The sequence below is a fragment of the Variovorax nivicola genome (genome assembly GCF_051216475.1).
Taxonomy (GTDB): Bacteria; Pseudomonadota; Gammaproteobacteria; order Burkholderiales; family Burkholderiaceae_C; genus Variovorax.
In genome coordinates this window covers 91,703-113,925 of sequence record NZ_JBPJZK010000012.1, presented here as the reverse complement: position 1 = coordinate 113,925, position 22,223 = coordinate 91,703, and the positions used below count along the sequence as shown (strand labels likewise).

Annotated in this window: 24 protein-coding genes; 6 read left to right on the top strand and 18 right to left on the bottom strand. The window is 64.1% G+C overall.

Annotated features, from left to right (window positions below):
* Positions 1-11: 11 nt before the first annotated feature.
* The 6 genes from ACSFBF_RS32115 to ACSFBF_RS32090 form a co-directional block, all read right to left on the bottom strand.
* Positions 12-530, bottom strand: a complete 519-nt coding sequence (locus ACSFBF_RS32115) for an RDD family protein (protein WP_435474133.1) — start codon at positions 528-530, stop codon at positions 12-14.
* 38 nt (positions 531-568) lie between these two features.
* Positions 569-1,600, bottom strand: coding sequence for an FUSC family protein (locus ACSFBF_RS32110; RefSeq protein ID WP_435474132.1), 1,032 nt, complete (start codon positions 1,598-1,600; stop codon positions 569-571).
* Positions 1,597-2,070: a MarR family winged helix-turn-helix transcriptional regulator gene (locus tag ACSFBF_RS32105; protein WP_435474130.1), complete on the bottom strand. Its 474-nt coding sequence runs from the start codon at positions 2,068-2,070 to the stop codon at positions 1,597-1,599. Before ACSFBF_RS32105 ends, ACSFBF_RS32110 begins: the two co-directional genes overlap by 4 nt.
* A 42-nt stretch (positions 2,071-2,112) precedes the next feature.
* Positions 2,113-2,799, bottom strand: coding sequence for a DUF2242 domain-containing protein (locus tag ACSFBF_RS32100; RefSeq protein ID WP_435474128.1), 687 nt, complete (start codon positions 2,797-2,799; stop codon positions 2,113-2,115).
* A gap of 82 nt (positions 2,800-2,881) precedes the next feature.
* A complete protein-coding gene (locus ACSFBF_RS32095) occupies positions 2,882-3,535 on the bottom strand; it encodes a nucleoside/nucleotide kinase family protein (RefSeq protein ID WP_435474126.1) in 654 nt (217 codons plus the stop codon).
* A gap of 36 nt (positions 3,536-3,571) precedes the next feature.
* Positions 3,572-4,846, bottom strand: coding sequence for a Glu/Leu/Phe/Val family dehydrogenase (locus tag ACSFBF_RS32090; RefSeq protein ID WP_435474124.1), 1,275 nt, complete (start codon positions 4,844-4,846; stop codon positions 3,572-3,574).
* 240 nt (positions 4,847-5,086) lie between these two features.
* Between ACSFBF_RS32090 and ACSFBF_RS32085 the strand changes: the two genes are divergently transcribed.
* Complete coding sequence (locus ACSFBF_RS32085) at positions 5,087-5,545, top strand: hypothetical protein (RefSeq protein ID WP_435474122.1); 459 nt, start codon at positions 5,087-5,089, stop codon at positions 5,543-5,545.
* A 138-nt stretch (positions 5,546-5,683) separates the two neighbouring features.
* On the top strand, positions 5,684-6,151 hold the full coding sequence (locus ACSFBF_RS32080; RefSeq protein WP_435474120.1) for an Lrp/AsnC ligand binding domain-containing protein: 468 nt from the start codon (positions 5,684-5,686) through the stop codon (positions 6,149-6,151).
* A 15-nt stretch (positions 6,152-6,166) separates the two neighbouring features.
* On the opposite strand, the gene ACSFBF_RS32075 is transcribed toward ACSFBF_RS32080, so the two are convergent.
* On the bottom strand, positions 6,167-6,868 hold the full coding sequence (locus tag ACSFBF_RS32075) for a YggS family pyridoxal phosphate-dependent enzyme (protein WP_435474193.1): 702 nt from the start codon (positions 6,866-6,868) through the stop codon (positions 6,167-6,169).
* 51 nt (positions 6,869-6,919) lie between these two features.
* Between ACSFBF_RS32075 and ACSFBF_RS32070 the strand changes: the two genes are divergently transcribed.
* Positions 6,920-7,963, top strand: a complete 1,044-nt coding sequence (locus tag ACSFBF_RS32070) for a type IV pilus twitching motility protein PilT (protein ID WP_435474118.1) — start codon at positions 6,920-6,922, stop codon at positions 7,961-7,963.
* A gap of 34 nt (positions 7,964-7,997) precedes the next feature.
* The gene (locus ACSFBF_RS32065; RefSeq protein ID WP_435474116.1) at positions 7,998-9,134 is read left to right on the top strand and encodes a PilT/PilU family type 4a pilus ATPase; all 1,137 of its coding nucleotides are present in this window, start codon (positions 7,998-8,000) and stop codon (positions 9,132-9,134) included.
* 15 nt (positions 9,135-9,149) lie between these two features.
* On the opposite strand, the gene ACSFBF_RS32060 is transcribed toward ACSFBF_RS32065, so the two are convergent.
* Together ACSFBF_RS32060 and ACSFBF_RS32055 are read right to left on the bottom strand one after the other, a co-directional pair.
* Positions 9,150-10,703: an MFS transporter gene (locus ACSFBF_RS32060; RefSeq protein ID WP_435474114.1), complete on the bottom strand. Its 1,554-nt coding sequence runs from the start codon at positions 10,701-10,703 to the stop codon at positions 9,150-9,152.
* Positions 10,700-11,182 (bottom strand): MerR family transcriptional regulator, encoded by a 483-nt coding sequence (locus tag ACSFBF_RS32055; protein ID WP_435474112.1) that lies wholly within the window; start codon positions 11,180-11,182, stop codon positions 10,700-10,702. The genes ACSFBF_RS32060 and ACSFBF_RS32055 overlap by 4 nt, the downstream gene beginning before the upstream one ends.
* An 87-nt stretch (positions 11,183-11,269) precedes the next feature.
* Between ACSFBF_RS32055 and ACSFBF_RS32050 the strand changes: the two genes are divergently transcribed.
* Positions 11,270-12,178: an NAD(P)-dependent oxidoreductase gene (locus ACSFBF_RS32050; RefSeq protein ID WP_435474110.1), complete on the top strand. Its 909-nt coding sequence runs from the start codon at positions 11,270-11,272 to the stop codon at positions 12,176-12,178.
* A 47-nt stretch (positions 12,179-12,225) separates the two neighbouring features.
* On the opposite strand, the gene ACSFBF_RS32045 is transcribed toward ACSFBF_RS32050, so the two are convergent.
* From ACSFBF_RS32045 to ACSFBF_RS32035, 3 genes are all read right to left on the bottom strand, one after another.
* Positions 12,226-13,044, bottom strand: coding sequence for a BON domain-containing protein (locus ACSFBF_RS32045; RefSeq protein ID WP_435474108.1), 819 nt, complete (start codon positions 13,042-13,044; stop codon positions 12,226-12,228).
* A complete protein-coding gene (locus ACSFBF_RS32040) occupies positions 13,041-13,685 on the bottom strand; it encodes an SIS domain-containing protein (protein WP_435474106.1) in 645 nt (214 codons plus the stop codon). Before ACSFBF_RS32040 ends, ACSFBF_RS32045 begins: the two co-directional genes overlap by 4 nt.
* Before the next feature lie 87 nt (positions 13,686-13,772).
* On the bottom strand, positions 13,773-14,147 hold the full coding sequence (locus ACSFBF_RS32035; protein WP_435474104.1) for a YraN family protein: 375 nt from the start codon (positions 14,145-14,147) through the stop codon (positions 13,773-13,775).
* A 54-nt stretch (positions 14,148-14,201) separates the two neighbouring features.
* On the opposite strand from ACSFBF_RS32035, the gene rsmI reads away from it, so the two are divergent.
* On the top strand, positions 14,202-15,155 hold the full coding sequence (gene rsmI, locus ACSFBF_RS32030; protein ID WP_435474102.1) for a 16S rRNA (cytidine(1402)-2'-O)-methyltransferase: 954 nt from the start codon (positions 14,202-14,204) through the stop codon (positions 15,153-15,155).
* A gap of 2 nt (positions 15,156-15,157) precedes the next feature.
* Here the strand turns inward: rsmI and ACSFBF_RS32025 are convergent, their stop codons facing one another.
* The 6 genes from ACSFBF_RS32025 to ACSFBF_RS32000 all read right to left on the bottom strand — a co-directional run bounded on the left by ACSFBF_RS32025 (position 15,158) and on the right by ACSFBF_RS32000 (position 22,106).
* Positions 15,158-15,886 carry a glutathione S-transferase gene (locus ACSFBF_RS32025; protein WP_435474100.1) on the bottom strand — a complete coding sequence of 243 codons (729 nt, stop codon included), beginning with the start codon at positions 15,884-15,886 and terminating at the stop codon, positions 15,158-15,160.
* A gap of 88 nt (positions 15,887-15,974) precedes the next feature.
* On the bottom strand, positions 15,975-16,478 hold the full coding sequence (locus tag ACSFBF_RS32020; protein ID WP_435474098.1) for a pentapeptide repeat-containing protein: 504 nt from the start codon (positions 16,476-16,478) through the stop codon (positions 15,975-15,977).
* A 292-nt stretch (positions 16,479-16,770) separates the two neighbouring features.
* A complete protein-coding gene (locus ACSFBF_RS32015) occupies positions 16,771-17,418 on the bottom strand; it encodes a hypothetical protein (protein WP_435474096.1) in 648 nt (215 codons plus the stop codon).
* A 65-nt stretch (positions 17,419-17,483) separates the two neighbouring features.
* A complete protein-coding gene (locus ACSFBF_RS32010; protein ID WP_435474094.1) occupies positions 17,484-18,143 on the bottom strand; it encodes an SH3 domain-containing protein in 660 nt (219 codons plus the stop codon).
* Positions 18,130-19,443 (bottom strand): N-acetylmuramidase family protein, encoded by a 1,314-nt coding sequence (locus ACSFBF_RS32005; RefSeq protein ID WP_435474092.1) that lies wholly within the window; start codon positions 19,441-19,443, stop codon positions 18,130-18,132. Before ACSFBF_RS32005 ends, ACSFBF_RS32010 begins: the two co-directional genes overlap by 14 nt.
* Positions 19,443-22,106 carry a type VI secretion system Vgr family protein gene (locus tag ACSFBF_RS32000; RefSeq protein ID WP_435474090.1) on the bottom strand — a complete coding sequence of 888 codons (2,664 nt, stop codon included), beginning with the start codon at positions 22,104-22,106 and terminating at the stop codon, positions 19,443-19,445. The genes ACSFBF_RS32005 and ACSFBF_RS32000 overlap by 1 nt, the downstream gene beginning before the upstream one ends.
* Positions 22,107-22,223 lie beyond the last annotated feature (117 nt).

The following is a 22,223-nucleotide window of genomic DNA, read 5'->3' as shown; positions in this document are numbered from 1 at the left end:
GAAGCGCTCGCTCAGGCCTGCAACACGACGGTGTCGGCGATCTGGTCGTGCAGGCAGCGGCGCGATGCACGGAAGATGAAGAGGCAATCGATCAGCATGTAGATCGGCCCTAGCAGCGGCCAGATGCCCATCACGAACACCGGGCCGTCGCGCAGGCCGAGGATGCGGCCGATCTGCGCCTGCGATCCGTCGGGCCGGGCAATGCGGATCTTGAACAGCGCCTTGCCGATGGTCTGGCCGCGGGTGACCAGCAGGTAGCCGTGCAGCACGAGGTAGATGACGACGCCGGCGGCCGCGTCGGAAAACCGGGGTGTCCAGAGCCCGAGGCCGTCGTCTTCCCAGAGGTTGATCGGCGTGAGCTGCGCCAGGAGCCATATCGCGGCGATGGAGATGCCTGCATCGAGCATTGCGGCAAAAAAACGCTTGCCCCGCGTTGCGAGTTCGCCGGGCTGCCCCTGGCCCGGCTGCAGCACGTCCTCCACATGGGATTGCGGAGGCGCATAGCGCGCGTCCTGCGACTGATCTTCCATGCCCGTCCCTCTCCGAAACGATTGATTTTCGGAAGATTCTAGTGGGTGGGCTGCTCCGGCAGTGGGCGAACAACAGCGCTCTGCAGGTTGCGCAGGTCGTCCAGGAGCAGGCTCAGGGGCGCGGCCAGGAGTGCATTCGACAGGGAGCCTTGCGACGCCTGCGCGCAACGGTCGAGCCCGCCGAGGTCCGGTGGCGCGCCCTTGCCTGCGAGCGCATCGGCCATGCCGGCGACTGCGGTAGCGGCAGCCTGCGCCGCTTCGCGCCATGCGGCGTCGGCCTGTGCGCCCTGCATCTGCCGGGACACGCGATCCAGCACCACGGCGTCTTGGAAGATGCGCGCCGCCAGTCGGGCCTTGTCGCGGTAGGCAGCGCGCGCGGTGCCTCCGGCGGTGCCGCGGCGCCACCACCGCGCCTCCAGGTCCGCGCCGCCGGCCAGCACGGCCAGCCGGCCCAGCGACGCGCGCGTGCCTGCGTGAATGCGCTCCGCCTCGGCACCGACGGGCCTTCGTGCAGCGGCCATGCGTTTCGCGATGCCGTGCAGCAGCGCGGCGCAGCCCTCGTCGAAACGCGCGCCCGCGTGGTACTCGGACACGAGCGTCGAAACCACCAGCGCCACTCCCACGCCGATGCCGATCTGCGCCATGCGCAGCAGCGCCACCTGCAGCGCCGAATGGCCGGGAATGCCGCCAGCCGACAGAATGATCAGCGCGGCCACCGGTGCGCTGCGCAGGCCCGGTGCGGCCGCGCTGGCAAACGCCAGCAACATGACGACCGCCAGCGTGGTCGCCAGTATTGGCGCGCCGTGGTGCTGCAGGTAGACGCCGGCCAGGCCGCACAGCGCACCGGCAGCCGTGCCGCGCACACGGTCCCATCCAGCATCGAGCGTGGAGCCGGCGCTCGGGCGCATGACGATCAGCACGCTCATCACCGCCCAGAAACTCTCGGGCAGGTGCAAGGCGGTTGCCACGCCCCAGGCGATGGCTACTGCCGCCGCCAGTTGCACGCCGGGACGCCAGCGGCCGTGGCGCCAGGGCCCGGTCAGGCGTTGCAGGGCCGGAGCGCCGTTCATGCTGCTGGCGCCAGTGGATCGCTGCTTCCCAGCGCGGCGGCGATGCCGTCGATCAGCTCGCAGGCCTGTAGCAGCAAGGCGCGCTGATCGGCATCGAGCGTGGCGCCGATCACCTCGGCCAGTGCCGCCTCGCGCGTGCGCATGAGCGCCTTGAGGCGGCGCGTGCCCTCGGCCGTGAGCGACAGCAGCCATTGGCGCCCGTCGGTCGGGTGTGGCGAGCGGCCGATCCAGCCTTCGGCTTCCAGCTCGGCCAGCAGCCGGGTCAGCGACTGGAGCTTGACGCGTTCGAGCCCCGCCAGCGCGGTGGGCGTGCTCGGCCCATGCCGATGCAACTGGCCGAGCACGCTGAGCTTGGCCACGCTGGGGCCGTCAGGCGTGGTGGTGCCGCTGCGCAACTGGCGCGTCAGCAGCGACACCGAGGTGCGGAGGCGCGAGGCGCATTGCGCCGGATCCGGGATGGTGGAAGCCATGCCCAAATTGTAAGACGCACCTTGGCACTTTGGAGCCCGGCGTCAGCCCCGGTTCGGCGACGAGTTCACCGGATAGGTGACGGCGGGCTGGGCTGCAGCGGGAGCAGGTGGCGAGGCGACTGGCGTTGTTTCCGCGGGCGTCCCGGCTTCGTCCTCTGCTTCCGGGCCTTCGAGGAAACGGTCAAGCAGCGCGAAGAAGCGGTCGTAGAAACGCTCGTCGGTCAGCGTCTCGCTCGCGACCTTCACCATCGCGTCGTCGCTGCCCGAGAACGGCAGCGAGAGCGAGCCGATCGCGCCCACGCCCAGGCTGGCCGAGTTGTTCACCTTCTTGATGCCGTAGCGGTCCTGCAGCGCGGTCGCAAAAGCCACGGTGCTCTTGCTGGCCTTGCCGCCCCTTGTATTTTCGCGCGCACAGACCACGCGGAACTCGACCTCGACATGCACCTCGGCCGCTGGCTGGAAGCTCTTGCGCCCGGTCACGAGGTCGGCATTGGCGGCCGTGATCATGTAGCCCTGGCTCAGCAGCGCACGGCGCGCAGCCTCGCAGGTCTGGGCCTCGGTGGCCTCGTAGTCGCGGGTGTGGGTGGTGGTCGAGCCGAAGGCTTCGGGCTCGTAGTTCACGCGGCGCGATGTGCTGCCGCAGCCGGCAAGTACAAGGGCGGACAGCAGGCCGAGTACGAGAACCCGGGCGCGAACAACTGGGAAAGAAGTGAGGTGCATGGACGGCATGGAGCGGCGAATGCTAACCGGCGCCTTGCCGGCAAGGCTTCGAGCGCATCCGCTCGTCGGCGTTCCCTGCCGCGCGAGATTTTCAGGACCAGGGCAGCACGTGATGGGCGCGCACCCGCGTCGCCGCGATCAGCCGCGCATTCGGCGCGTCAGTGCTCGCCACCCAGGCGCGCGCCTCCTCGGCGCTGCGGCCGAACTGCTGGTGGCGCCGCACCAGGCGCTCTTCGCGCACCGCATCGTCGATGTCCACGTACCAGACCTCGTCGAACATCGCCGCCGCGCCAGCCCACGGACCGACGTCATGCAGCAGGTAGTTGCCTTCGCTGATGACCAGTTGCGTCGTGGGCAGTACCGCGATGGCGCCGGCAATCGGCTCCTCGATCTCGCGGCGGAATTCGGGGGCGTAGACGATGTCGCCATCGGGCCGCTGCGCGCGCAAGCGCTGCAACAGCGCGACATAGCCGGCACTGTCGAAGGTGTCGGGCGCGCCCTTGCGGCCGGAACGGCCGAGCCGTTGCAGCTCGACGTTGGCGAGGTGAAAGCCATCCATGGGGACGACCTGGGCGCGGTCTGCGCCCACCGACTGGAGCAACGCCGCCGCAAGCGTGGACTTGCCCGCGCCGGGTGCGCCGACCAGCCCCAGCAGCTTGCGCTGCCCGCTGGCCATCAGGGCCTGCAGGCGGGCGGCGCTGTCCGCTGGGAGAGGAGGAAGTTTCTGCGCGGGGATGGTGCTCATCCCTCGAGCGTAGCGTCCCCGAGCGTCAAGAAATCATCAGGGGTACAGGCCGCGCTCTTGACGAGCCATCAGGATGCGCTCGCAAGCCACCGCATAAGTCGCCGTGCGCAGCGTGATCTTGTGCTTGTCCGCCGTGTCCCAGATGTGGTTCAGCGCGTTCATCATGATGCGGTCCAGGCGCACGTTGATTTCGTCCTCGTCCCAGAAGAAGGACGAGAAGTCCTGCACCCATTCGAAGTAGCTCACCGTCACGCCACCGGCGTTGCAGATCACGTCGGGCACGACCAGCACGCCACGCTCGGCGAGGATGTCGTCGGCGGTCGGCACCGTGGGGCCGTTGGCGCCTTCGAGCACCAGCTTGGCGGTGGTCTTCTGTGCGCGCTCGGCGGTGATCTGGCCTTCGAGTGCGGCCGGAATCAGGATGTCGCAGGCGACGTTCCAGAAGTCTTCGTTCGGCACGATGTCGCCGCCGGACTTGAAGGCAACCACGCCGTCCTTGTTGGCCACCGGAATCAGCTTGGCCAGGTCGAGGCCGTTGCTGTTGACGATGGTGCCGGTGTGGTCCTGCACCGCGACGATCTTGGCGCCCGCTTCGGCAAAGAGTTCGGCCGCGACCGAGCCCACGTTGCCGAAGCCCTGAACGGCGATGCGCGCACCGCGCAGGTCCATGCCCAGGCGGCGGGCCGCTTCACGGCCGGTGACGAACACGCCGCGGCCGGTGGCCTTCACGCGGCCCAGCGAGCCGCCCAGGTGCAGCGGCTTGCCGGTGACAACGCCGGTGGCGGTGCCGCCGACGTTCATCGAGTAGGTGTCCATCATCCACGCCATGATCTGGCCGTTGGTGTTGACGTCGGGCGCGGGGATGTCGGTGTGCGGGCCGATGATGATGCCGATCTCGCTGGTGTAGCGGCGGGTGATCTTTTCAAGCTCCTTCAGCGACAGCTTCTTGGGGTCGACGCGGATGCCGCCCTTGGCGCCGCCGTACGGCAGGTTGACGGCCGCGGTCTTGATGGTCATCCAGGCCGACAGCGCCATCACTTCTTCGAGCGTGACGTCGGGGTGGAAGCGCACGCCGCCCTTGCCCGGGCCGCGGCTCATGTTGTGCTGCACGCGGTAGCCCTCGAAGTGGGCGATGGTGCCGTCGTCCATCTCGATCGGCACGTCGACGATCAGCGCGCGCTTGGGGCGCTTCAAGGTTTCGACCCAGCGGGCCAGCGGGCCGAGGTACGGCACGACGCGGTCGACCTGCGAGAGATAGGTGCCCCACGGGCTGTTCGCGGTCGGATTGACGAAGGAGAGTTTTTCGCTCATGAGAGATCCCTTGGTTTAAACGGGTGGCCGCAACGATAGACCTCTCCCGCGCGTCGCGCCATGGCTTATGCGCGCCGCGCTGGCGGTTATGCAAGAGACGTTTGGTTCCGCGGCTGGGGCGGCACATCGCAGCGGTGTACATGACAGAAACGTCATCTGCGGGTTATCGACCCTGCGGATGCGCTTCGTAGAGTTGGCTTCACCAACCAAGGCAAACCAACCACCCTCAAGGAGTCACGAATGAACAAGCAAGCTTCCGCCACCCGACTGCTCGGCACCGCCACCCTCGCCGCCCTGCTGGGCGTGTTCGCAGCGCCGAGCTTCGCCGGCAACTACGCCGAGGGCGATCCGCGTCCGGTGCCGCTGACCTCGTCGACGACGCGCGCCGCGGTAACCGCCGACGCGGTGCAGTGGCTGAAGACCGCGCCCACGCAGGGCTACACCAGCGGCTACCAGCAAGAGGCAGCGGTGGTCTCGGCCAACACCCGTGCGGCGGTGGCGGCCGACACGCGGCTGTGGATCCAGTCGGGCCTGGCGGCCCAGCAGAGCGGCGAAGCCGGTGCCGATATGACGAAGCCCGGCTACCGCCAGGCCGCCGCCGAATACACAAGGCTGCGCGCGAGCCCGGCCTACGGCGCGCTGGTCGACCAGCTCAAGAACCAGCAGGCGGCGGCGCAATCGCAGACCCAGGTTCGCTGAAAGTAGAACGGCGCACCGGCGGCACCTTGGGTAAGCAAGGGTAGGCCGCCGGCAGCGCCTTGGTTCTATCTCCTATGGTCAGCGGTCATAGGCCGCATCTTCCGCCAGCAATCGGCGTTCGGGCCGGATAATCTTCTGATGCTCGACCTGGACCGCATCGATCTCCGGCTGCTGAAGATCCTTCAGGAGGACGGCCGCATCACCAACCTCAAGCTGGCCGAGGCGGTAGCGCTCTCGCCCACCGCGGTACTGGCGCGGGTGCAGCGGCTCACGCGCGACGGCTTCATCCTGGGTTACGAGGCGCGGCTCGATCCGCACAAGCTGGGCCGCGGCTTCACCGTCTTCGTCGAGGTGCTGCTCGACCGCACCACGCCCAATGTGTTCGACCAGTTCAAGGCTGCCGTGCATGTGCGCGAAGAGATCATGGAATGCCACATGGTCGCGGGCGGCTTCGACTACCTGCTCAAGACCCGCATGGCCGACATGGCCGCCTACCGCGAGTTCGCGGGCACCGTGCTGTGGCAATTGCCCGGCGTGCGCGAGACGCGGACTTATGCGGTGATGGAAGAGGTGAAGAGCAGCGCGCGCCTCCCGCTGGGGGTGTGAGCGCGCCGGCCGACCTTAGGCTGTCTTGCGCGCCCGGCCACCGAAGATCGCGGTGCCCACGCGCACCATCGTGCTGCCCGCGCTGATCGCCGCTTCAAGATCGGCGCTCATGCCGAGCGACAGCGTGTCGAGCGCGATGCCCGCGTCGCGGATCGACTGGTACACCGCATGCGCCCGCAGGCACAACGCGCGCTGCGCCTCGAAATCCGTTGCCGGTTCGGGGATCGCCATGAGCCCGCGCAGCCGCAGCTGTGGCAAAGCCGCCACAGCGTGTGCCAGCGCCAGCGCCTCTTCAGGCGGCACACCGGACTTGTTAACACCACCGTCCACATTAACCTGAAGGCATACATTGAGCGGCGGCAGCGAAGCCGGCCGCTGGGCCGACAGGCGTTCGGCAATCTTCAGCCGGTCGATGCTGTGGACCCAGTCGAAGTGCTCGGCCACGGGCCGCGTCTTGTTGCTTTGCAGAGGGCCGATGCAGTGCCATTCGAGGGTGGAGCGCAGATCGGCGAGGGCTTCGATCTTGTCCAGACCTTCCTGCACGTAGTTCTCGCCGAAGGCCGACTGGCCCGCCGCATGCGCCTCGCGCACGGCCTCCGGCCCGAAGGTCTTTGACACCGCCAGCAGCCTCACCTCGCCAGGGTCACGGCCAGCCGTTACACATGCCTTTGCGATCCGGCTGTTTACTTGCTGGAGGTCGTCGCCAATCATCGTCATAATCGTCCAAAATCGTATCAAAACGTCACCGAACTCGAGCCGAGGAGCCCCGTGGACATCACCCAATTGCTGGCGTTCAGCGTCAAGAACAAAGCCTCCGACCTGCACCTTTCCGCAGGCCTGCCGCCCATGATCCGCGTGAACGGCGACGTGCGCCGCATCAACGTCGACGCGCTCGATCACAAGGGCGTGCACGCCATGGTGTACGACATCATGAGCGACACGCACCGCAAGCACTACGAAGAATTCCTGGAGGTCGACTTCTCGTTCGAGATCGACGGCCTTGCGCGCTTCCGCGTGAATGCCTTCAATCAGGCGCGCGGCGCGGCCGCGGTGTTCCGGACCATTCCCTCGAAGATCCTGACGCTGGAGCAGCTGAACGCGCCGAAGATTTTCGGCGAACTCGCGCTCAAGCCGCGCGGGCTGGTGCTGGTGACGGGCCCCACGGGCTCGGGCAAGTCGACCACGCTGGCTGCGATGGTCAACTACCTCAACGAAAACGAATACGGCCACATCCTCACGGTGGAAGACCCGATCGAGTTCGTGCACGAGTCGAAGAAGTGCCTGATCAACCAGCGCGAAGTGGGCCCGATGACGCTGTCGTTCTCGAACGCGCTGCGCTCCGCCCTGCGCGAAGACCCGGACGCCATCCTGGTGGGCGAGCTGCGCGACCTCGAGACCATCCGCCTCGCCATGACCGCGGCCGAAACGGGCCACCTGGTGTTCGGCACGCTGCACACCTCTTCCGCCGCCAAGACCATCGACCGGATCATCGACGTGTTCCCTGGTGAAGAAAAGGAAATGATCCGCGCGATGCTGTCGGAGTCATTGCAGGCCGTGATCTCGCAGACGCTGTGCAAGACCAAGGACGGCCAGAGCCGCGTGGCGGCGCACGAGATCATGCTGGGCACGCCCGCCATCCGAAACCTGATCCGCGAGGCCAAGGTCGCGCAGATGTACTCCACCATCCAGACCGGCCAGGGCTCGGGCATGCAGACGCTCGACCAGAACCTGACAGAGCTGGTGCGCCGCAATACCATCTCTGCTGCAGAAGCCCGCGGCAAGGCGAAGATCCCCGAAAACTTCCCGGGCTGATTCAAGAAGAGCAGCCCCCAGGAGCACAGACATCATGGAACGCGATCAAGCCAGCCAGTTCATCAACGACCTGCTCAAGCTCATGGTGAGCCGCAACGGCAGCGACCTGTTCATCACCGCCGACTTTCCGCCGGCCATCAAGGTCGACGGCAAGGTCACCAAAGTGTCGCAGCAGGCGCTGGGCGCGCCGCACACGCTGGCGCTCACGCGCTCGATCATGAACGACCGCCAGACGGCGGAGTTCGAGCGCACCAAGGAATGCAACTTCGCGATCTCGCCGACCGGCATCGGCCGCTTCCGCGTGAACGCCTTCGTGCAGCAGGGCAAGGTCGGCATGGTGCTGCGGACCATTCCCGCCAAGCTGCCGACCATCGACGGCCTGGGCATGCCGCAGATTCTGAAAGACGTGTCGATGACCAAGCGCGGCCTCACCATCATGGTGGGCGCCACGGGCTCGGGCAAGTCGACCACGCTGGCCGCGATGATCGACTGGCGCAACGAGAACTCGTACGGCCACATCGTGACGGTGGAAGACCCGGTCGAATTCGTGCATCCGCACAAGAACTGCGTGGTGACCCAGCGCGAAGTGGGCATCGACACCGACAGCTGGGAAGCCGCGCTGAAGAACACGCTGCGCCAGGCGCCAGACGTGATCCTGATGGGCGAGATCCGCGACCGCGAGACCATGGAGCACGCGGTGGCCTTCGCCGAAACCGGCCACCTGTGCATGGCCACGCTGCACGCCAACAGCGCCAACCAGGCGCTGGACCGGATCATCAACTTCTTCCCCGAAGAGCGCCGCGCGCAACTGCTGATGGACCTGTCGCTGAACCTGCGTTCGCTGGTCTCGCAGCGGCTGGTGCCGACCGAAGACGGCCAAGGCCGCGTGGCCGCGGTCGAAGTGCTGCTGAACACGCCACTGATTTCCGACCTGATCTTCAAGGGCGAGGTGGGCGAGATCAAGGAAATCATGCGCAAGAGCCGCAATCTGGGCATGCAGACTTTCGACCAGGCGCTGTTCGACCTGTTCGAAAGCCACTCGATCACCTTCGACGACGCCATCCGCAACGCGGACTCGGCGAACGACCTGCGGCTGCAGATCAAGCTGAACAGCCAGCGTGCGCGCAGCACCGACCTGGCGGCAGGCACGGAGCACTTCGCAATCGTCTGATCGCGCAGGCCGTCGTCAGTCGATCGTCCGCTGCCAGGCGGCGAAGATTCCCGCCGCCAGCGCAACCACCGCCATCGCGGTGAACCCGTCCAGCGAGGCCATGAACGTGGCCTGCTGTTCGAGCGTGCGGTACAGCGTGCCGAGCGCCATGGCATGCGCCTCGCCGGCGGCGTGGCCCGCCGCCGCGAACCCGCGGGTCAACGAATCCAGCGCCTGCATGAAGCTCGCGTTCGCGGGATTGGCCGATTCGCTCAGCCGCACCTCGTGCAGCGCCAACCGGTGCTGCTGCAGCGCGATCACGCTCGAGGTCGCGAATGAAATCGCCAACTGGCGCACAAGGTTCTTGAGCCGGTAGCCGTGCGCGAACTCCTCGGCCGCAAAGGGCTTGAAGGTGAGGTTCGCCACCGGCAGCACGACGAAGAGCATCAGCAGCCCGCGCAACAGCAGTGGCACCAGCAAGGCCTCGCGCCCTGCCTGCGGCGTGACCCGCGACAGCCACCATGCTGCCAGTGCTGCAATGCCAAAGCCCGTGACGATGAGCCACTTCTTGCGAGCCAGCCGCGCCGAGTACTTCAGGTAGACGAACACCAGCAGCCCGGTCGCGAGCGAGGCCGCGCCCGTGAAATAGCCGGTGTTGCCCACGGTGAAGCCGAGCCCGCCTTCCATCATCCGTGGCAGCAGGTAGCTGAAGCCCGTCGAGAGGTAGTAGTAGACGACGTAGAGCGCCAGCCCCACGCGAAACGACGCGTTGCGCAGCGCATGCAGCCGCACCAGCGGCGCGGGATGCTGCCATTGCTGCCAGCCGAACCATGCGAGCCCCGCCACGCCGGCGATGGTGAGGCCGATCAGCGCTGGCGATCCGGTGAACAGCTCGAAGTGCGAGCGCGTCAGCACCACCTGCAGCGCAGCCTGCGCGAGCGCGAACACCACGTAGGCGACGTAGTGCGGCTCGGTGCGCTCGTGCGGCTCGACGTCGCCGATGTCGGGCAGCGTCCAGAGCACCAGCAGCCCGATCAGCGCCGCGGCCGGCGCGGTGCTCGCGAACAGCCAGCGCCAGTCGAAGTTGGTCACGAGAAAGGCGCCCACGATGGGCGCCAGCGCGCCGCCGAAGACGATCAGCACCATGAACGCCTTCAGCGCCTTGGCGCGGCGCGCGGGCGGAATGCCGATCTGGATCAGGATGCGGCAGGCACCGAGCATCGGGCCGACGAAGTAGCCCTGCACGGCGCGCGCGAGCGTGAGCTGCATCGAGCTGTCGCACAGCGCCGCGCCCACGCCGCCCAGGGCGAAGGCGAACATGCAGACGGCCAGGTAGCGCCGGTAGCCCAGCCGCTCGATCCACGCATGCTGGTGCAGGATGCCGAGCACGGCGCCCAGCGCATAGGCGCTCGAAGCCCACACCAGCTCGTCGGGCGATGCGTTCACGCCGCCGGCGATGTAGCTGGCGAAGAAGGCGAACAGCGCGTTGTCGAAATAGTCGATGGCCGTGACGAGGGCGATGGCCCAGGGCAGCAGCGCGGCCGCGGCGTTGCCGCGCGAAGGCCACTGCAGGGGCGCCGAGGCGCTCATGGCGCAGGCCGCTCCTTGCGGCGCTGCTCGAGCGCCTCTTCCACCGGCTCGCCGGCGAGGCGGCGTTCCACATAGTCGAGGTCGCGCCGCAGCTGCGCCTGCAGTGAAGCTGCCTCCTTGAGCTCGCGGCGGACCTGCGCCACGCGCGCGTCGAGCGTGCCCAGTTGCTCCGTAAGCGTTTCGCGCAGCGTCTTGAGCGAGGCGTTCGACAGCCGCGGGCGGCCGCCTTCGGCCGGCGCCTCCATCGGCTGCAGCAGCATCGTCGTGATGGCCGTGAGCGAAAAACCCAGCGAGCGCATGCGAAGCACGCGCGCCAGCTTGTCGAGGTCGGCCTGCTCGTAGAGGCGGTAGCCGCCCTCGCTGCGCACCGGCACCACGATGCCGAGCTCCTCGTAGTACTTGAGCGTGCGCGGCGTCACGTCGAGCCGGGCCGCGGCATCGCGCACAGTGATGGTCTTGGCGGGGCTCGGGTCGGTCATGGTGGAGGCATTCTACTCAAACCTGTACGTTCACGTACATGTTGAGGTCATCGCACCTGTCGCGGAATGGCTTTAAGCTGTCGCCCCATGAGCAGCATCAATACCCGCACCTACGAATCCGTCCCCGCGCAGACAGTGGCTTTCCTCGGCCTCGGCGTCATGGGCGGCCCCATGGCAGGCCACCTGGCCAAGGCCGGCCACAGCGTCACGGTCTACAACCGCACCTCCGCCAAGGCACAGGCCTGGGCCTCCGAGTTCGGCCCGCCCGGGCGCCACGCCACCACCCCGCGCGAGGCGGCAGCCGGCGCCGACATCGTGTTCTGCTGCGTCGGCAACGACGACGACCTGCGCTCGGTGGTACTGGGCGACGACGGCGCTTTCGCCGGCATGAAGAAGGGCGCCGTGCTGGTCGACCACACGACCGCCTCGGCCGACGTGGCGCGCGAACTCTCCAAGGCCGCGCAGGCGCTGGGCCTGTACTTCATCGACGCGCCCGTCTCGGGCGGCCAGGCCGGCGCGCAGAACGGCGCACTCACGGTGATGTGCGGCGGCGACGCGGCGGCATTCGAACGCATCAAGCCGGTGGCCATGGCGTTCTCGCGCGCAGTCACGCTGCTGGGCGAAAGCGGCGCCGGTCAGCTCGCAAAGATGGTGAACCAGATCGCCATCGCGGGCCTGGTGCAGGGCCTGTCGGAAGCCATTGCCTTCGGCCAGCGCGCGGGGCTCGACATGGAGGCTGTGCTGGGCGTCATCAGCAAGGGCGCGGCCCAGAGCTGGCAGATGGAAAACCGCGGCAAGACCATGATCGAAGGCAAGTTCGACTACGGCTTCGCGGTCGACTGGATGCGCAAGGACCTGGGCCTGGTGCTCGACGAGGCCAAGCGCAACGGCGCGCGCGTGCCGGTGACTGCGCTGGTCGACCAGTTCTATGCCGACGTGCAGCAGGCCGGCGGGCGGCGCTGGGACACGTCGAGCCTCATCATCCGGCTCAAATGAAAAAAGCCCGCTGATGCGGGCTTTTTTTATCGGGCGCTTGCTTCTGTTCAGCGCACCGGCGAGGTCGTCGCACTGCCCGCAGGCTGCGTGGACGTGGAGCCCGACGCAGGCAGCGGCTCCATCGGCGGCAGCGGCACGCGCGACGACGACGAGGAAGAAGACGACGAAGGCGAGGCCGACGTCACCGGCGCCGGTCCCGTACCGCCGCGCTGCGCCGCGGACTGGTTCGCCGCCTGGCTGGCCGCCAGATCCGCTTCGCTCACGATCTCGACCACCCGCACCACCTTCACCACGCCCGAGATGCCGCGCGTGATTTCAGTGGCGCGGTCGGTTTCGCGCCGCGTGGCGATGCCCATCAGGTAGACCGTGCCGCGCTCGGTCACTACCTTGAAGGAATTGGCGAAGATGTCCTTGGCGTCGAGCAGCGAGGCCTTCACCTTGCCGGTGACGTAGAGGTCGTTCGAGCGGTCCTGGAAGGTGCTCGAGGCGCCGATGGTCAGTTCGTTCACCACCGAGCGCACGTTCACGATGCGACTCACCTCGTCCTCGACGCGGCGGCGGTCGGCGTCGCTGCCGACGGCGCCGGTCAGCAGCACCTGGCGGTTGAAGCTGGTGACGCTCACGTACATCTGGTCGTTGGCGATGTCGCGCACGCGGGCTGCGGCACGCAGTTCGATGCCCTGGTCGTCCAGCTGTGCGCCCGAGCTGCGGCGGTCGGTGGCCACCATGCCCACGCCCACCACGGCCGCGCCGCCCACGACGAGCGGCACGCAGGCCGAAAGGCCTGCAACCAATGCGGCGCCCAGGGTCAGGGCAAGGGCGAAACGCTGGGTCGATGTCGTCGTCTTCATGGTCGTCATGGTCATGAGGAAGCTTCCTGTTCTCCGAGTAACTGGGCATCCACGCCGTCGCACAGGCAATGCAGCGCGATCTGGTGGATTTCGTGGATGCGTGCCGCACGCTCGTGCGGCACGCTGATCTGGACGTCGGTCTCGCGCAGCGCGCGGCCAATGGCGCCGCCCGAGCCGCTGCTGCCCGCGCCCGGCGCCGCGGGCACGCCCGAAACGGCATTGCCCAGCAGCGCGACCACGGTCATGTCGCGCTCGTGCGCGGCTGCCACAGCGGCCAGCACCGACGCGGACTGCCCGCTGGCGCTCAGTGCGAGCAGCACGTCGCCGGCCTGGCCGAGCGCACGCACCTGTCGGGCAAAGCGGTCGGAGTCTGCAGCACTGGCGCTGTCGGCCTCGGGGTCGGTGGTGTCGCCGGGCAGCGCGATGGCACCGAGCTCGGGCCGCTCGCGTTCGAAGCGGCCCACGAACTGCGCGGCGAACTGGGCCGCCAGCAGGCCAGACACGCCGGCGCCGCAAGCCAGCACCTTGCCGCCGCTGGTCACACAGGCCAGGATGGCCTGCATCGCTTGAGAGATGGGTTTGCTGAGGACCGGTCCGGTCTGGTATTTGAGGTCGGCACTATCAATGAAGTGCTGCTGAATACGTTGCTCGAGCATGAGGCGGGATGATAACTGGGGGTTGTGAAACAAGACGTGTGAGTTGTGGAGCCCTCGGCAGGGCTTCAGTTCCCCATGCAGGGCACTTCAGCCGGCGTCGAAAGCGCCTTGAAGCCAGGTGATTTTCTCCTCGACCAGCACCACGTCGAAACGGCATGGCGGCACCGCGCGCAGCCGGCTCAGGTAGTGCTGCGCGGCGAACACGATGCGCCGCTGCTTCAGCCCGGTGATGCTGCCGCCCGCGCCACCGTGCGTGCCGGTGCTGCGCTGGCGGACCTCGACGAACACCAGCGTGCCCATCGACGAATGGCGCGGATCGCGCATGATCAGGTCGATCTCGCCGCCGCCGCGCCCGGGCGTCCGATAATTGCGCGCGACCAGCAACAGGCCGGCGTCCCGCAGGTGGTCGAGCGCGGCGTCTTCCGCCGCATCGCCTCGATGCTTCGTTGTGGTGGTCTTCATGGCTCCCTGCCTGCAATCTTCTTTTTTGTTCGTTCGTTCCGACGGAGAAACCTCTTGGCTTCACTCGCCCCTGCTTCTTTCGGCGCCGCCCTCGCGGCCGCGCACGACGCCGCGGGTGCGCAGCATTATCCGCAGGGCACGCTCTACATCGTCGCCACACCCATCGGCAACTTGGCCGACATCACGCTGCGCGCGCTGCATGTGCTGCAGCTGGTGGACGCCATCGCCTGCGAGGACACGCGCCACACCCAGAGCATGCTGCGCGCCTACGGCATCGACCGCCCCGGCACGCGGCTGCTGGCGGTGCACCAGCACAACGAGGCCGAGGCTGCGCAGACCGTCGTCGCGCGGCTCGCGCAGGGCGAGCGCATCGCCTATGTCAGCGACGCCGGCACGCCCGGCGTGAGCGACCCCGGCGCGCGACTGGCCGCAGCCGTGCGCGCGGCCGGGCAGCGCGTGCTGCCACTGCCGGGCGCCAGCAGCGTGACCACACTGATCAGCGCGGCGGGCCTCGTGGCGGATGGCGGCAGCGACGGCAACGCCAGCAGCAGCGCCTTCGTCTTCGCCGGCTTCCTGCCGAGCAAGGCCGGCGAGCGCGACACCGCCGTGCAGGCGCTGTCGCAAGAGCCGCGCGCCGTGGTGCTGCTCGAAGCGCCGCATCGCATTGAAAGCCTGGCGCGCGCATTGGCCACGCTGGGCGAACGCCGCATCACCGTGGGCCGCGAGCTCACCAAGCAGTTCGAGGAAATCGCCACCGTCGCGGCCAGCTCCCTGCCCGAGTGGTTCAGCGCCGACCGCGACCGCACGCGCGGCGAGTTCGCGCTGGTACTGCACCCCGTGGCGGTGAGCGGCGACGACGGCGCGGAAGGCGAACGTGTGTTGCGCCTGTTGCTGGCTGAACTGCCTGTGAAGACTGCGGTGAAGCTGGCTGCCGAGATCAGCGGCGCGCCGCGCAACACGCTGTACGAGACCGCTCTGCGCATTCGCAACGGCGCGGAAGAAGCCTAGCCCTAGCCGTCCAGCTCGGCGTAGCGCCGGAAGATGCCGTCTTCGTTGAACGCGATGCGGCGCGGGCTCTGCAGGTAGTCATGCACGCGCTGGCGGCGCCTGACGTTGGCATGCAGCTTCTCGACCGCAGGCGTTGCGGCCAGCGCCCGGGCCGTGGCCTTCGGAAATGCGTAGTGCAGGCCGTCCACCAGCTGGAACAGCGACAGGTCCGCATAGGTCAGCACGTCACCCACCAGGTGCAGGCTGCCCGCGGGGTTGCGCTGGAGCACCCGCTCGAACCAGTTCAGGAACTTCGGGATGCGCTCGTCGCGAAAGGCCTGCGCGCGCTGAACCGCCGTGTCGCGCTGGTCTTCGTAGTAAGCGTCGACCGAGATCGGATGGTGCGTGTCGTGCGCCTCGGCCACCACGTCGGCGATGGTGAGCTGCAGCTGGTGCGTCCACAGCCCGTCGGACTCGCCCACGCCAGACAGGCCGAGCCGCGGCCCCAGGTACAGCAGGATCGCGGCAGTCTGCCCGACCACGATGTCGCCGTCGACGAGAAAGGGCGGCGCGAACGCCGGGCGCGCACTGTTGGGGTCGTCCAGCCGCTCACCGAGGGCGGACTCACCTCCGCCCTTGGCTTCGGGTAGCCGCGCCACGTCGACATAGTCGGCGCCGGCCGCCTCGAGCGCGAGCCGCACGAATTCACCGCGGCCCTGGATGGTGGGCCAGTAATGGAGTTGGTAGGGCATGCGGGCATGGTGTCACGAGTGCGGGGACCATGGCAACCATGCGCGTGTGCGCGTGTCAGCGCCGCACCGTGCGGCTAAGAACGCTTCGTCACATCGCGCTGTTGAGGATCGTGTCCTCAAACTCCAGCTGCTCGAAGTTGCTGCCCATGAAGTCAATGCGCTCACCGCGCAATCCAACGGCCTTGATCCGCGTACCGGTGCATTCGAGCAGCTTGACTTCGGACCAATGCCCCTGATCGAAGTTGACCCCGTTCAAGCTGCATTGCATCAAGCAACTACCACTGAGGGTACTTCGCTTGAACTCGGCGTACTCGAAGACACAGTTGACGAAAGTGCAGTCTGTGATCGAGATATCGCCGAAACCGCACGCGCTGAAAACACAGTCGGTGAACGTGCAGGCAACCCACTGGGCCTGATGAAAAGTCGTACTGGTGAAACTGCTACCGAAGAACGCTGACTCGGTGAACTGGGCCAGATCGAGGTCAAGACCGACGTAGGCAGAACTATCTGCTTGTCCAACCAAGCCGGCCGGGGCGCCGCCCGCGCCTTTGCGCCAGAGGTTGTGGTTGAGGATGATTTCTTGAGAGCTCATTGCGGTCTGTTCAGTCGTGGCTTTGCTGGCGAGGAGGCCACTCGATGCGCGAGAGCTGAACTGTGGGAGAGCGAGCATTCCAGGCTTCCAGGCAAGCCTCGCTGCAGCACGGCCACCAGCCGAGCGGCCCGTCCGCGGTCAACTCACCACAACCTGCCCGGCACCACCGAGATTTTTGGAGTGCCGAACGTGCCCGCAGGTAATTGGATTTTGTTCGGTGCGATTTGGGGATGAGAGGGCTCAAATCCGTCTCAGGTTGATGTAATTCCTCCATCAGACTCTCCGACCTTCACTAGCGAGAAATTGCATTACCAACATCGGACGATTTGATCCACCCAGAAGACTTTATTTTGTAAGCCCCCGTGCCATATCCAAAATAGCGATCAATATAAGAAAAATCAGCTTTTCTCTTGATGATCGCCACAAGATCGCCTTTCCTCAAAGGATCGTGCCTAGAGCCATTTACTTCAGATTTACCGCCATCTTCATCGTAGTAATTTGCGTCTTTTTTCAATACATAAATTCCAAGAGCGGTCTTTTTTTCTTCCACAGAAAATCTGCCAGCAATTTTCTCATTTGATGAAAAGAGGCGCCATGGAAATAATCGGCATCCAGCACTTGGGAATTCAATTCGAATCCTCCAATCATCGCCTTCTCTATGAAGGTAACCATTCGTCTTGGCGCGAAAGTATCGATTTTTCTCTTGCGCGAATATTTTGCGCTTCTCATATTTTTTACTTTTATCTATAGTCTTGAAAATAAATTTGCACTCAAGTGACTTTCCATTCACACGCGCCACATTCAAATAAGATCCACCAATCCTTCCCGCTTCTTCAAAGGCAATAAGCTCACCATTTGAAAAATAATAGAGCGTACCAGCCAGAGAACCCTCACACCACAAAAAGCACAACGAAATTGCGATGCTCTTCATATATTTCACAACAATCTCCCTGCCATTTAATTTACCTATTTGCACCCATCCTCACATTTCGAAAAACAGCGCTCCTAATCTGGAAAAGGATTCACGAGAGTTTCATTTTTCACCCATCCCTCTGTTGCCTGATTACTCTTTGAGTTCATAAATCGAATTTTAGAGAACCCCTCTTCTTCATCGACAACTGCCACAACATCCCCAGGAACAAGAAATACTCTCGATGAAGTAAAGCTTTTCCCTCGACTAAAAATGTTCGCCTTTTTTATCACCAGGCGCAAATAGAACGCGCTTACGCTTCCTATAACTTCAAACTGCATGACCTCTTGATCATCAGGACCGAGTCGAAAATTCCAGCCCGCCGCACTGTCGCAACCAGCATCTTGATGCCGCATCTGAACAATCCAACTAGAGCCACGGTGAAATATTGAAGCAGGACTATCAATTGACTTCTCTCTTTCTTCAAAAGAATTTCTCGTAAGAAAAGCCTTTGCCGGATATTTAACATCTATCCCTGATGATTTATCAGTGGAGTAAAAGAAAAACCTGCATTCAACAGAGTACGGCCGGACACCATTCACTTTCGGCAACGCAGATCCGTAGTAGCCATACACCCCATCTTTTGATTCAAGAATCAAAAGCGTTGGATATTCAAATTGCAGCAATACTCCGGCATGCGCAAAATTTGCAGATAGAAAAACAACAAGTAGCAAAATCAGCTTATTTGTTTTCATCGTAGGCCTTTTTCATTTTTGCGGGATAATCTGGATTTTGAGCCTTCCAATTGGCACCGTTGTAGTAACGCGTGAAGCCTTCCCAGTCCTTATCGATCAGTGTTTTAATTATTGCCACCTCTTTGTTTTTCATTTTTATATATTCCATGAAAAGCTTGGCTTGCCCGTCAATAGATGCCATGCATTCATTGGCAAGATTTTCTGGACTGCTGTATCCCATTGAATACCAATATTCGCCCATCACTTGAAACGCTCCCCAAGAACATGACTCCACCGCCGCGGCACGATTCAATTGAGCCGCTTTGACTAGACGTTCATATTGCCAAATCCGTATAGGATCGGGCCCGTAATCGGCGGGCAGTTTGTAGCCACCTGGAATAGGGTTGCAGATATCAGGGAATTTTGCATATGGATGCTTTCCATTTGCAGGCCTTGTCAACTTGAAAAACTTATGGCGCTCAAACAATATGACAGGCAGACCATTTGCAAAATAAGCCGCGCTATTACTTTCCGTTTTTGCCACCGCTCTGATTGCAGCCACTTCGCATCCGAGTTCCTTGGCCATCCTGGCGTACTGTGCCTCGGTTATTTCGGTTGCGATTGGATAATTCAACCGAGACCCAAGCACATACATTACAACTGTATGCGGCTTTTTGGTGTCTACCGCTTGGTAGTGATGTTCTATCTCTATCTTTGTTTTTGTTTTGCGAGTCTTTGGATCTATGGTCACAACTCTTTTCTTGACGGGGTGGTCCTTAATCACTTTCCCGGTTTCCGTCACCACCTGCTTGGACGCAATGTAAGGAGCTAACACCCCTGTCAATCGCTCCACCGTCATGATTTCCCCTTCCTTGACGCTGGGGATATTCAGGTCCTGCTCCAGTTGCTCTTCAGCATCCAGTTTTGTAATGGCTTCGAGGTGGTATTCAGGACTCTGGATCGTGTAATTGTTGACATCCAGCCTGGGCGTGACGGTGCCCTTGAGGTCCAAATCGCCGGTCCGTTTCTTGACGTAAATCTTGATCGGTTCGCCACGTTTGGCATCAGACCAAGTCGCGGCGGTGCCATCCTCGTCGGTGGTGGCGATCTCGCTTTTTCCGCCTCCCTCCATCTTGACGTCCAGCCCTTTGATGCCGTGCTTGACCGCATCCACGAACACAAAGGTGACTTCCACTTCAGGATCACCAGGCTTGCGCACAACTCCGACAGGGCCAGGCGGCGCCAGCTCGGAGGGAGGGAGGACATCGCCAGCAGTGCTTGGCTTGCCATCAGTTGGCGTATTGGAAGTTGGGTTAGCCATTACCAGGCACCTTGGTTCTCGTGGTTCTGCTTGGCGCCACTGCCATTGGCCTGCTCGTGGTCATATCCGTGCTCATGCACCGTCCAATCGCCCGCCCCGATTTCGCAGCGCACCTTGGTTGATGTTTTCGTGCGGACCTGAGCAGTCGTCTCGGACACGTTGCCTTGCTGGATCAAGGTCTCATCCGGTAGATAGATTCGGTACGGCTGGCCTTGCAGCACTGCGGCCATTGGGGCGTAGTCGACCAGCGTGGTGACATCGAATTTCTGAACGTACTTGTGCTCCTCGTCTTGCTTGATTTCCGCAATGGGAAGAGTCGCGAAGGGCGCAGGCAGATTCTTCGGCCCTGCATAGCTATGAGTGCTCGCGTGCTCACGCCAAAGGCCTTTCGTCCCGTGCACGATCCCCGAGGCGCTCCATTTGGTGAAGCTGCTGCCTCCATTGATCAGGATCTCTTCCTTAGCGGTGATGCTGATCTTGTTGGCCTCCAGCTTGATGTCGAGCTTGGCCAGCAGGTTGATGCTGTTCTGCAGGGCGACGATGTCTATGCCGGCAGTAGCGGCTGTCAGGCGGATGGCCTTGTAGGCGAAGAGGCGTGCGGCCTCTTTCACGCTGACCAGGAAGCCCTTGCCTGCGCTGATGCTGGTATGGCCACCGCTGCTCAGCGCGTTGTGGGTGATGCTGGCGATGTGGGTGGCGCCCGCCGCGGTGCTCTGGATGCCGGCCGCGCTGGCGAGCACGAGGTGAGGCTCGCTGAGTTCCGGGAACACGCCTTGCTGCAAGCCACCATCGCCGCCCTTGCCCTTGATGGCGTCGTTCTGCTCCTTGAGAACTTTCGTGACCGCATCCTGGTCGCCCGCTTCGTGCGCCTTGACCTCCAGGGCGGTTTGACTCTGCCGCTCGTGCAGATCACGCGCGACCGTCAGGCGCGCCACGGTCTCCCCCAGGTCGGTGATGTGCGCCTGCGCATTGGGTCGTGTCTCGGTGGAAAGCAACAGGCCCCTGGCGGCACGCACCGCGGCATGACCGTCGGTACGCAGTTCGGCGCCCTCGCCCCGGTCGTCCTTGCGGCCTGCCGTGTCATCGATGCGACCGATGTGGCCAAGGCTCAGGCTGCTGCTGAGGTGGTCGCTCTTGAGTTGCGCCTGGATCTTTCCATGGTGGTCGTCCAGCGCCAGATGATTGCCGCGTGCTCCGCCCGTGCTGCCCGAACCATCGTTTGCACTCAGTTCGCGGCTGCGAATGCCTGAGAGATTCGTCTGTTCGGGCAAACGCCACGCCGGCATGTTCTCGGCGTTGAACACGCGTCCGGTGACGATAGGGTAGTCCGGATCGCCGCTCAGAAAATCGACGATGACTTCATGGCCGATGCGTGGCAAGGCTGCGGTGCCGAAGGTGTCGCCGGCCCAGGAGGTGGACACGCGCACCCAGCAGCTGGAGTTCTCATTGCGCTGGCCGAGGCGATCCCAATAGAACTGGACTTTGACGCGACCATATTGATCGGCCCAAATTTCTTCATTCTTCGGGCCGACCACGATGGCCGTCTGCGGACCACGCGTACGAGGCTTTGGCGTGGTGCGCACCGGCCGCCACGCATAGCTGACGGGCTGCGCTTCGAAGGCGAAGCGCTGGACGGAGCCCTCGCTCGCATGGGCACCTTCGCTGGCCTGGATGTTCTCTTGCAGCTCGTATTCGACGCTGGTCAGAAGGTACTTCTGGTTCTGGTCGTCCCTTGGGTGGCGAGCGAGCTCGAAGGTGTAGCCTGGCGCGAACTCGCGCCGGTTGGAACGGCCGCTCGCAGCACAGCGTGCGCTCAACTGCTCTTCGGTTCGGATGCGCGTGTAGGTTTCTCCGTCGTCGTGCTGCTTGTAGCCGCCGGGCCATGCGTACAGCTCGAAGTCGTCGTGGGCGTGGCCAGAGCGCACTTGCCGCTGATTGGAAAGATCCGCCCTGGGCTTGAGGGGGTCGTATTCGTTGGTGAAGTGAAAGCCAGAGCGGACTTCTTCGCCGGTCTTCCATTCGTAGATGCGCTCGTTCGGCCTCGGGCCTCCGCCGGTCATGCCCGCCTTCTCCAGGGGATGGAAGCGCACGGTCTCGCCGCCGGGCAGCGGATCGTGCGATGTGGCGATGTCGTCCGCGAACACGAGCACCTGTTGCGAGGCTTCGTGCCTGAAGTAGTAATAGATGCCTTCGTGCTCGCACAGGCGCGAGACGAAGGCGAAGTCGGTCTCGTCGTATTGAGTGCAGTAATCCCATGTGCGGTAACTGCGGCTGAGCTTCTGTTCAATGGGAAAGCCGTAGCGCTCCAAAACTTCCATCACGATTTCGGGGGCAGTCCTTGACTGGAATACGCGGAAATCGCTGCGCCGTGTCGCCAGCCACAACCAGGGCCGCAACTGAAGCCGGTAGAAAGAATGCCGGGCGTCTTCCTGCTGAAGCCCGAAGCCTGCGGCGATGCCGCCCAGGTAGCGCGTGCCGCCGCTTTCCGTTTGCACCGCCACGGTGGCGGGCTTTCCGAGCAGCAGTTTCGAATCGATGCCGTTGCTGCTGCCCAGCAGGTCGATTTCGAAAGCATAGAGCTCGCTCAGTGCCTCACGGCCGACGAGCCGGTGGAATTGCAGCGCCGTCCCCAACGGCGTTTGAATAGTGACGCGGCGTGTCATTGCACCGCCGAAGACGCAAAGACGCACGCCAGGCGAATACGCCAGCACGTGCCATCGAAGATGGACATGGATCCTCCCTGAAATCGCCCCGCTCTAGCGGCGGTAAGCTTTGTCAGA

Coding starts and splice junctions, on each gene's coding strand:
- ACSFBF_RS32110 (WP_435474132.1), bottom strand. CDS start 1,600: ATGAACGGCGCTCCGGCCCTGCAACGCCTGACCGGGCCCTGGCGCCAC.
- ACSFBF_RS32010 (WP_435474094.1), bottom strand. CDS start 18,143: ATGAAAACAAATAAGCTGATTTTGCTACTTGTTGTTTTTCTATCTGCA.
- ACSFBF_RS32000 (WP_435474090.1), bottom strand. CDS start 22,106: ATGACACGCCGCGTCACTATTCAAACGCCGTTGGGGACGGCGCTGCAA.
- ACSFBF_RS32060 (WP_435474114.1), bottom strand. CDS start 10,703: ATGAGCGCCTCGGCGCCCCTGCAGTGGCCTTCGCGCGGCAACGCCGCG.
- ACSFBF_RS32105 (WP_435474130.1), bottom strand. CDS start 2,070: ATGGCTTCCACCATCCCGGATCCGGCGCAATGCGCCTCGCGCCTCCGC.
- ACSFBF_RS32080 (WP_435474120.1), top strand. CDS start 5,684: ATGCTCGACCTGGACCGCATCGATCTCCGGCTGCTGAAGATCCTTCAG.
- ACSFBF_RS32005 (WP_435474092.1), bottom strand. CDS start 19,443: ATGGCTAACCCAACTTCCAATACGCCAACTGATGGCAAGCCAAGCACT.
- ACSFBF_RS32040 (WP_435474106.1), bottom strand. CDS start 13,685: ATGCTCGAGCAACGTATTCAGCAGCACTTCATTGATAGTGCCGACCTC.
- ACSFBF_RS32075 (WP_435474193.1), bottom strand. CDS start 6,868: ATGACGATGATTGGCGACGACCTCCAGCAAGTAAACAGCCGGATCGCA.
- ACSFBF_RS32045 (WP_435474108.1), bottom strand. CDS start 13,044: ATGACCATGACGACCATGAAGACGACGACATCGACCCAGCGTTTCGCC.
- ACSFBF_RS32050 (WP_435474110.1), top strand. CDS start 11,270: ATGAGCAGCATCAATACCCGCACCTACGAATCCGTCCCCGCGCAGACA.
- ACSFBF_RS32115 (WP_435474133.1), bottom strand. CDS start 530: ATGGAAGATCAGTCGCAGGACGCGCGCTATGCGCCTCCGCAATCCCAT.
- ACSFBF_RS32055 (WP_435474112.1), bottom strand. CDS start 11,182: ATGACCGACCCGAGCCCCGCCAAGACCATCACTGTGCGCGATGCCGCG.
- ACSFBF_RS32090 (WP_435474124.1), bottom strand. CDS start 4,846: ATGAGCGAAAAACTCTCCTTCGTCAATCCGACCGCGAACAGCCCGTGG.
- ACSFBF_RS32100 (WP_435474128.1), bottom strand. CDS start 2,799: ATGCCGTCCATGCACCTCACTTCTTTCCCAGTTGTTCGCGCCCGGGTT.
- ACSFBF_RS32095 (WP_435474126.1), bottom strand. CDS start 3,535: ATGAGCACCATCCCCGCGCAGAAACTTCCTCCTCTCCCAGCGGACAGC.
- ACSFBF_RS32065 (WP_435474116.1), top strand. CDS start 7,998: ATGGAACGCGATCAAGCCAGCCAGTTCATCAACGACCTGCTCAAGCTC.
- ACSFBF_RS32020 (WP_435474098.1), bottom strand. CDS start 16,478: ATGAGCTCTCAAGAAATCATCCTCAACCACAACCTCTGGCGCAAAGGC.
- ACSFBF_RS32025 (WP_435474100.1), bottom strand. CDS start 15,886: ATGCCCTACCAACTCCATTACTGGCCCACCATCCAGGGCCGCGGTGAA.
- ACSFBF_RS32085 (WP_435474122.1), top strand. CDS start 5,087: ATGAACAAGCAAGCTTCCGCCACCCGACTGCTCGGCACCGCCACCCTC.
- ACSFBF_RS32035 (WP_435474104.1), bottom strand. CDS start 14,147: ATGAAGACCACCACAACGAAGCATCGAGGCGATGCGGCGGAAGACGCC.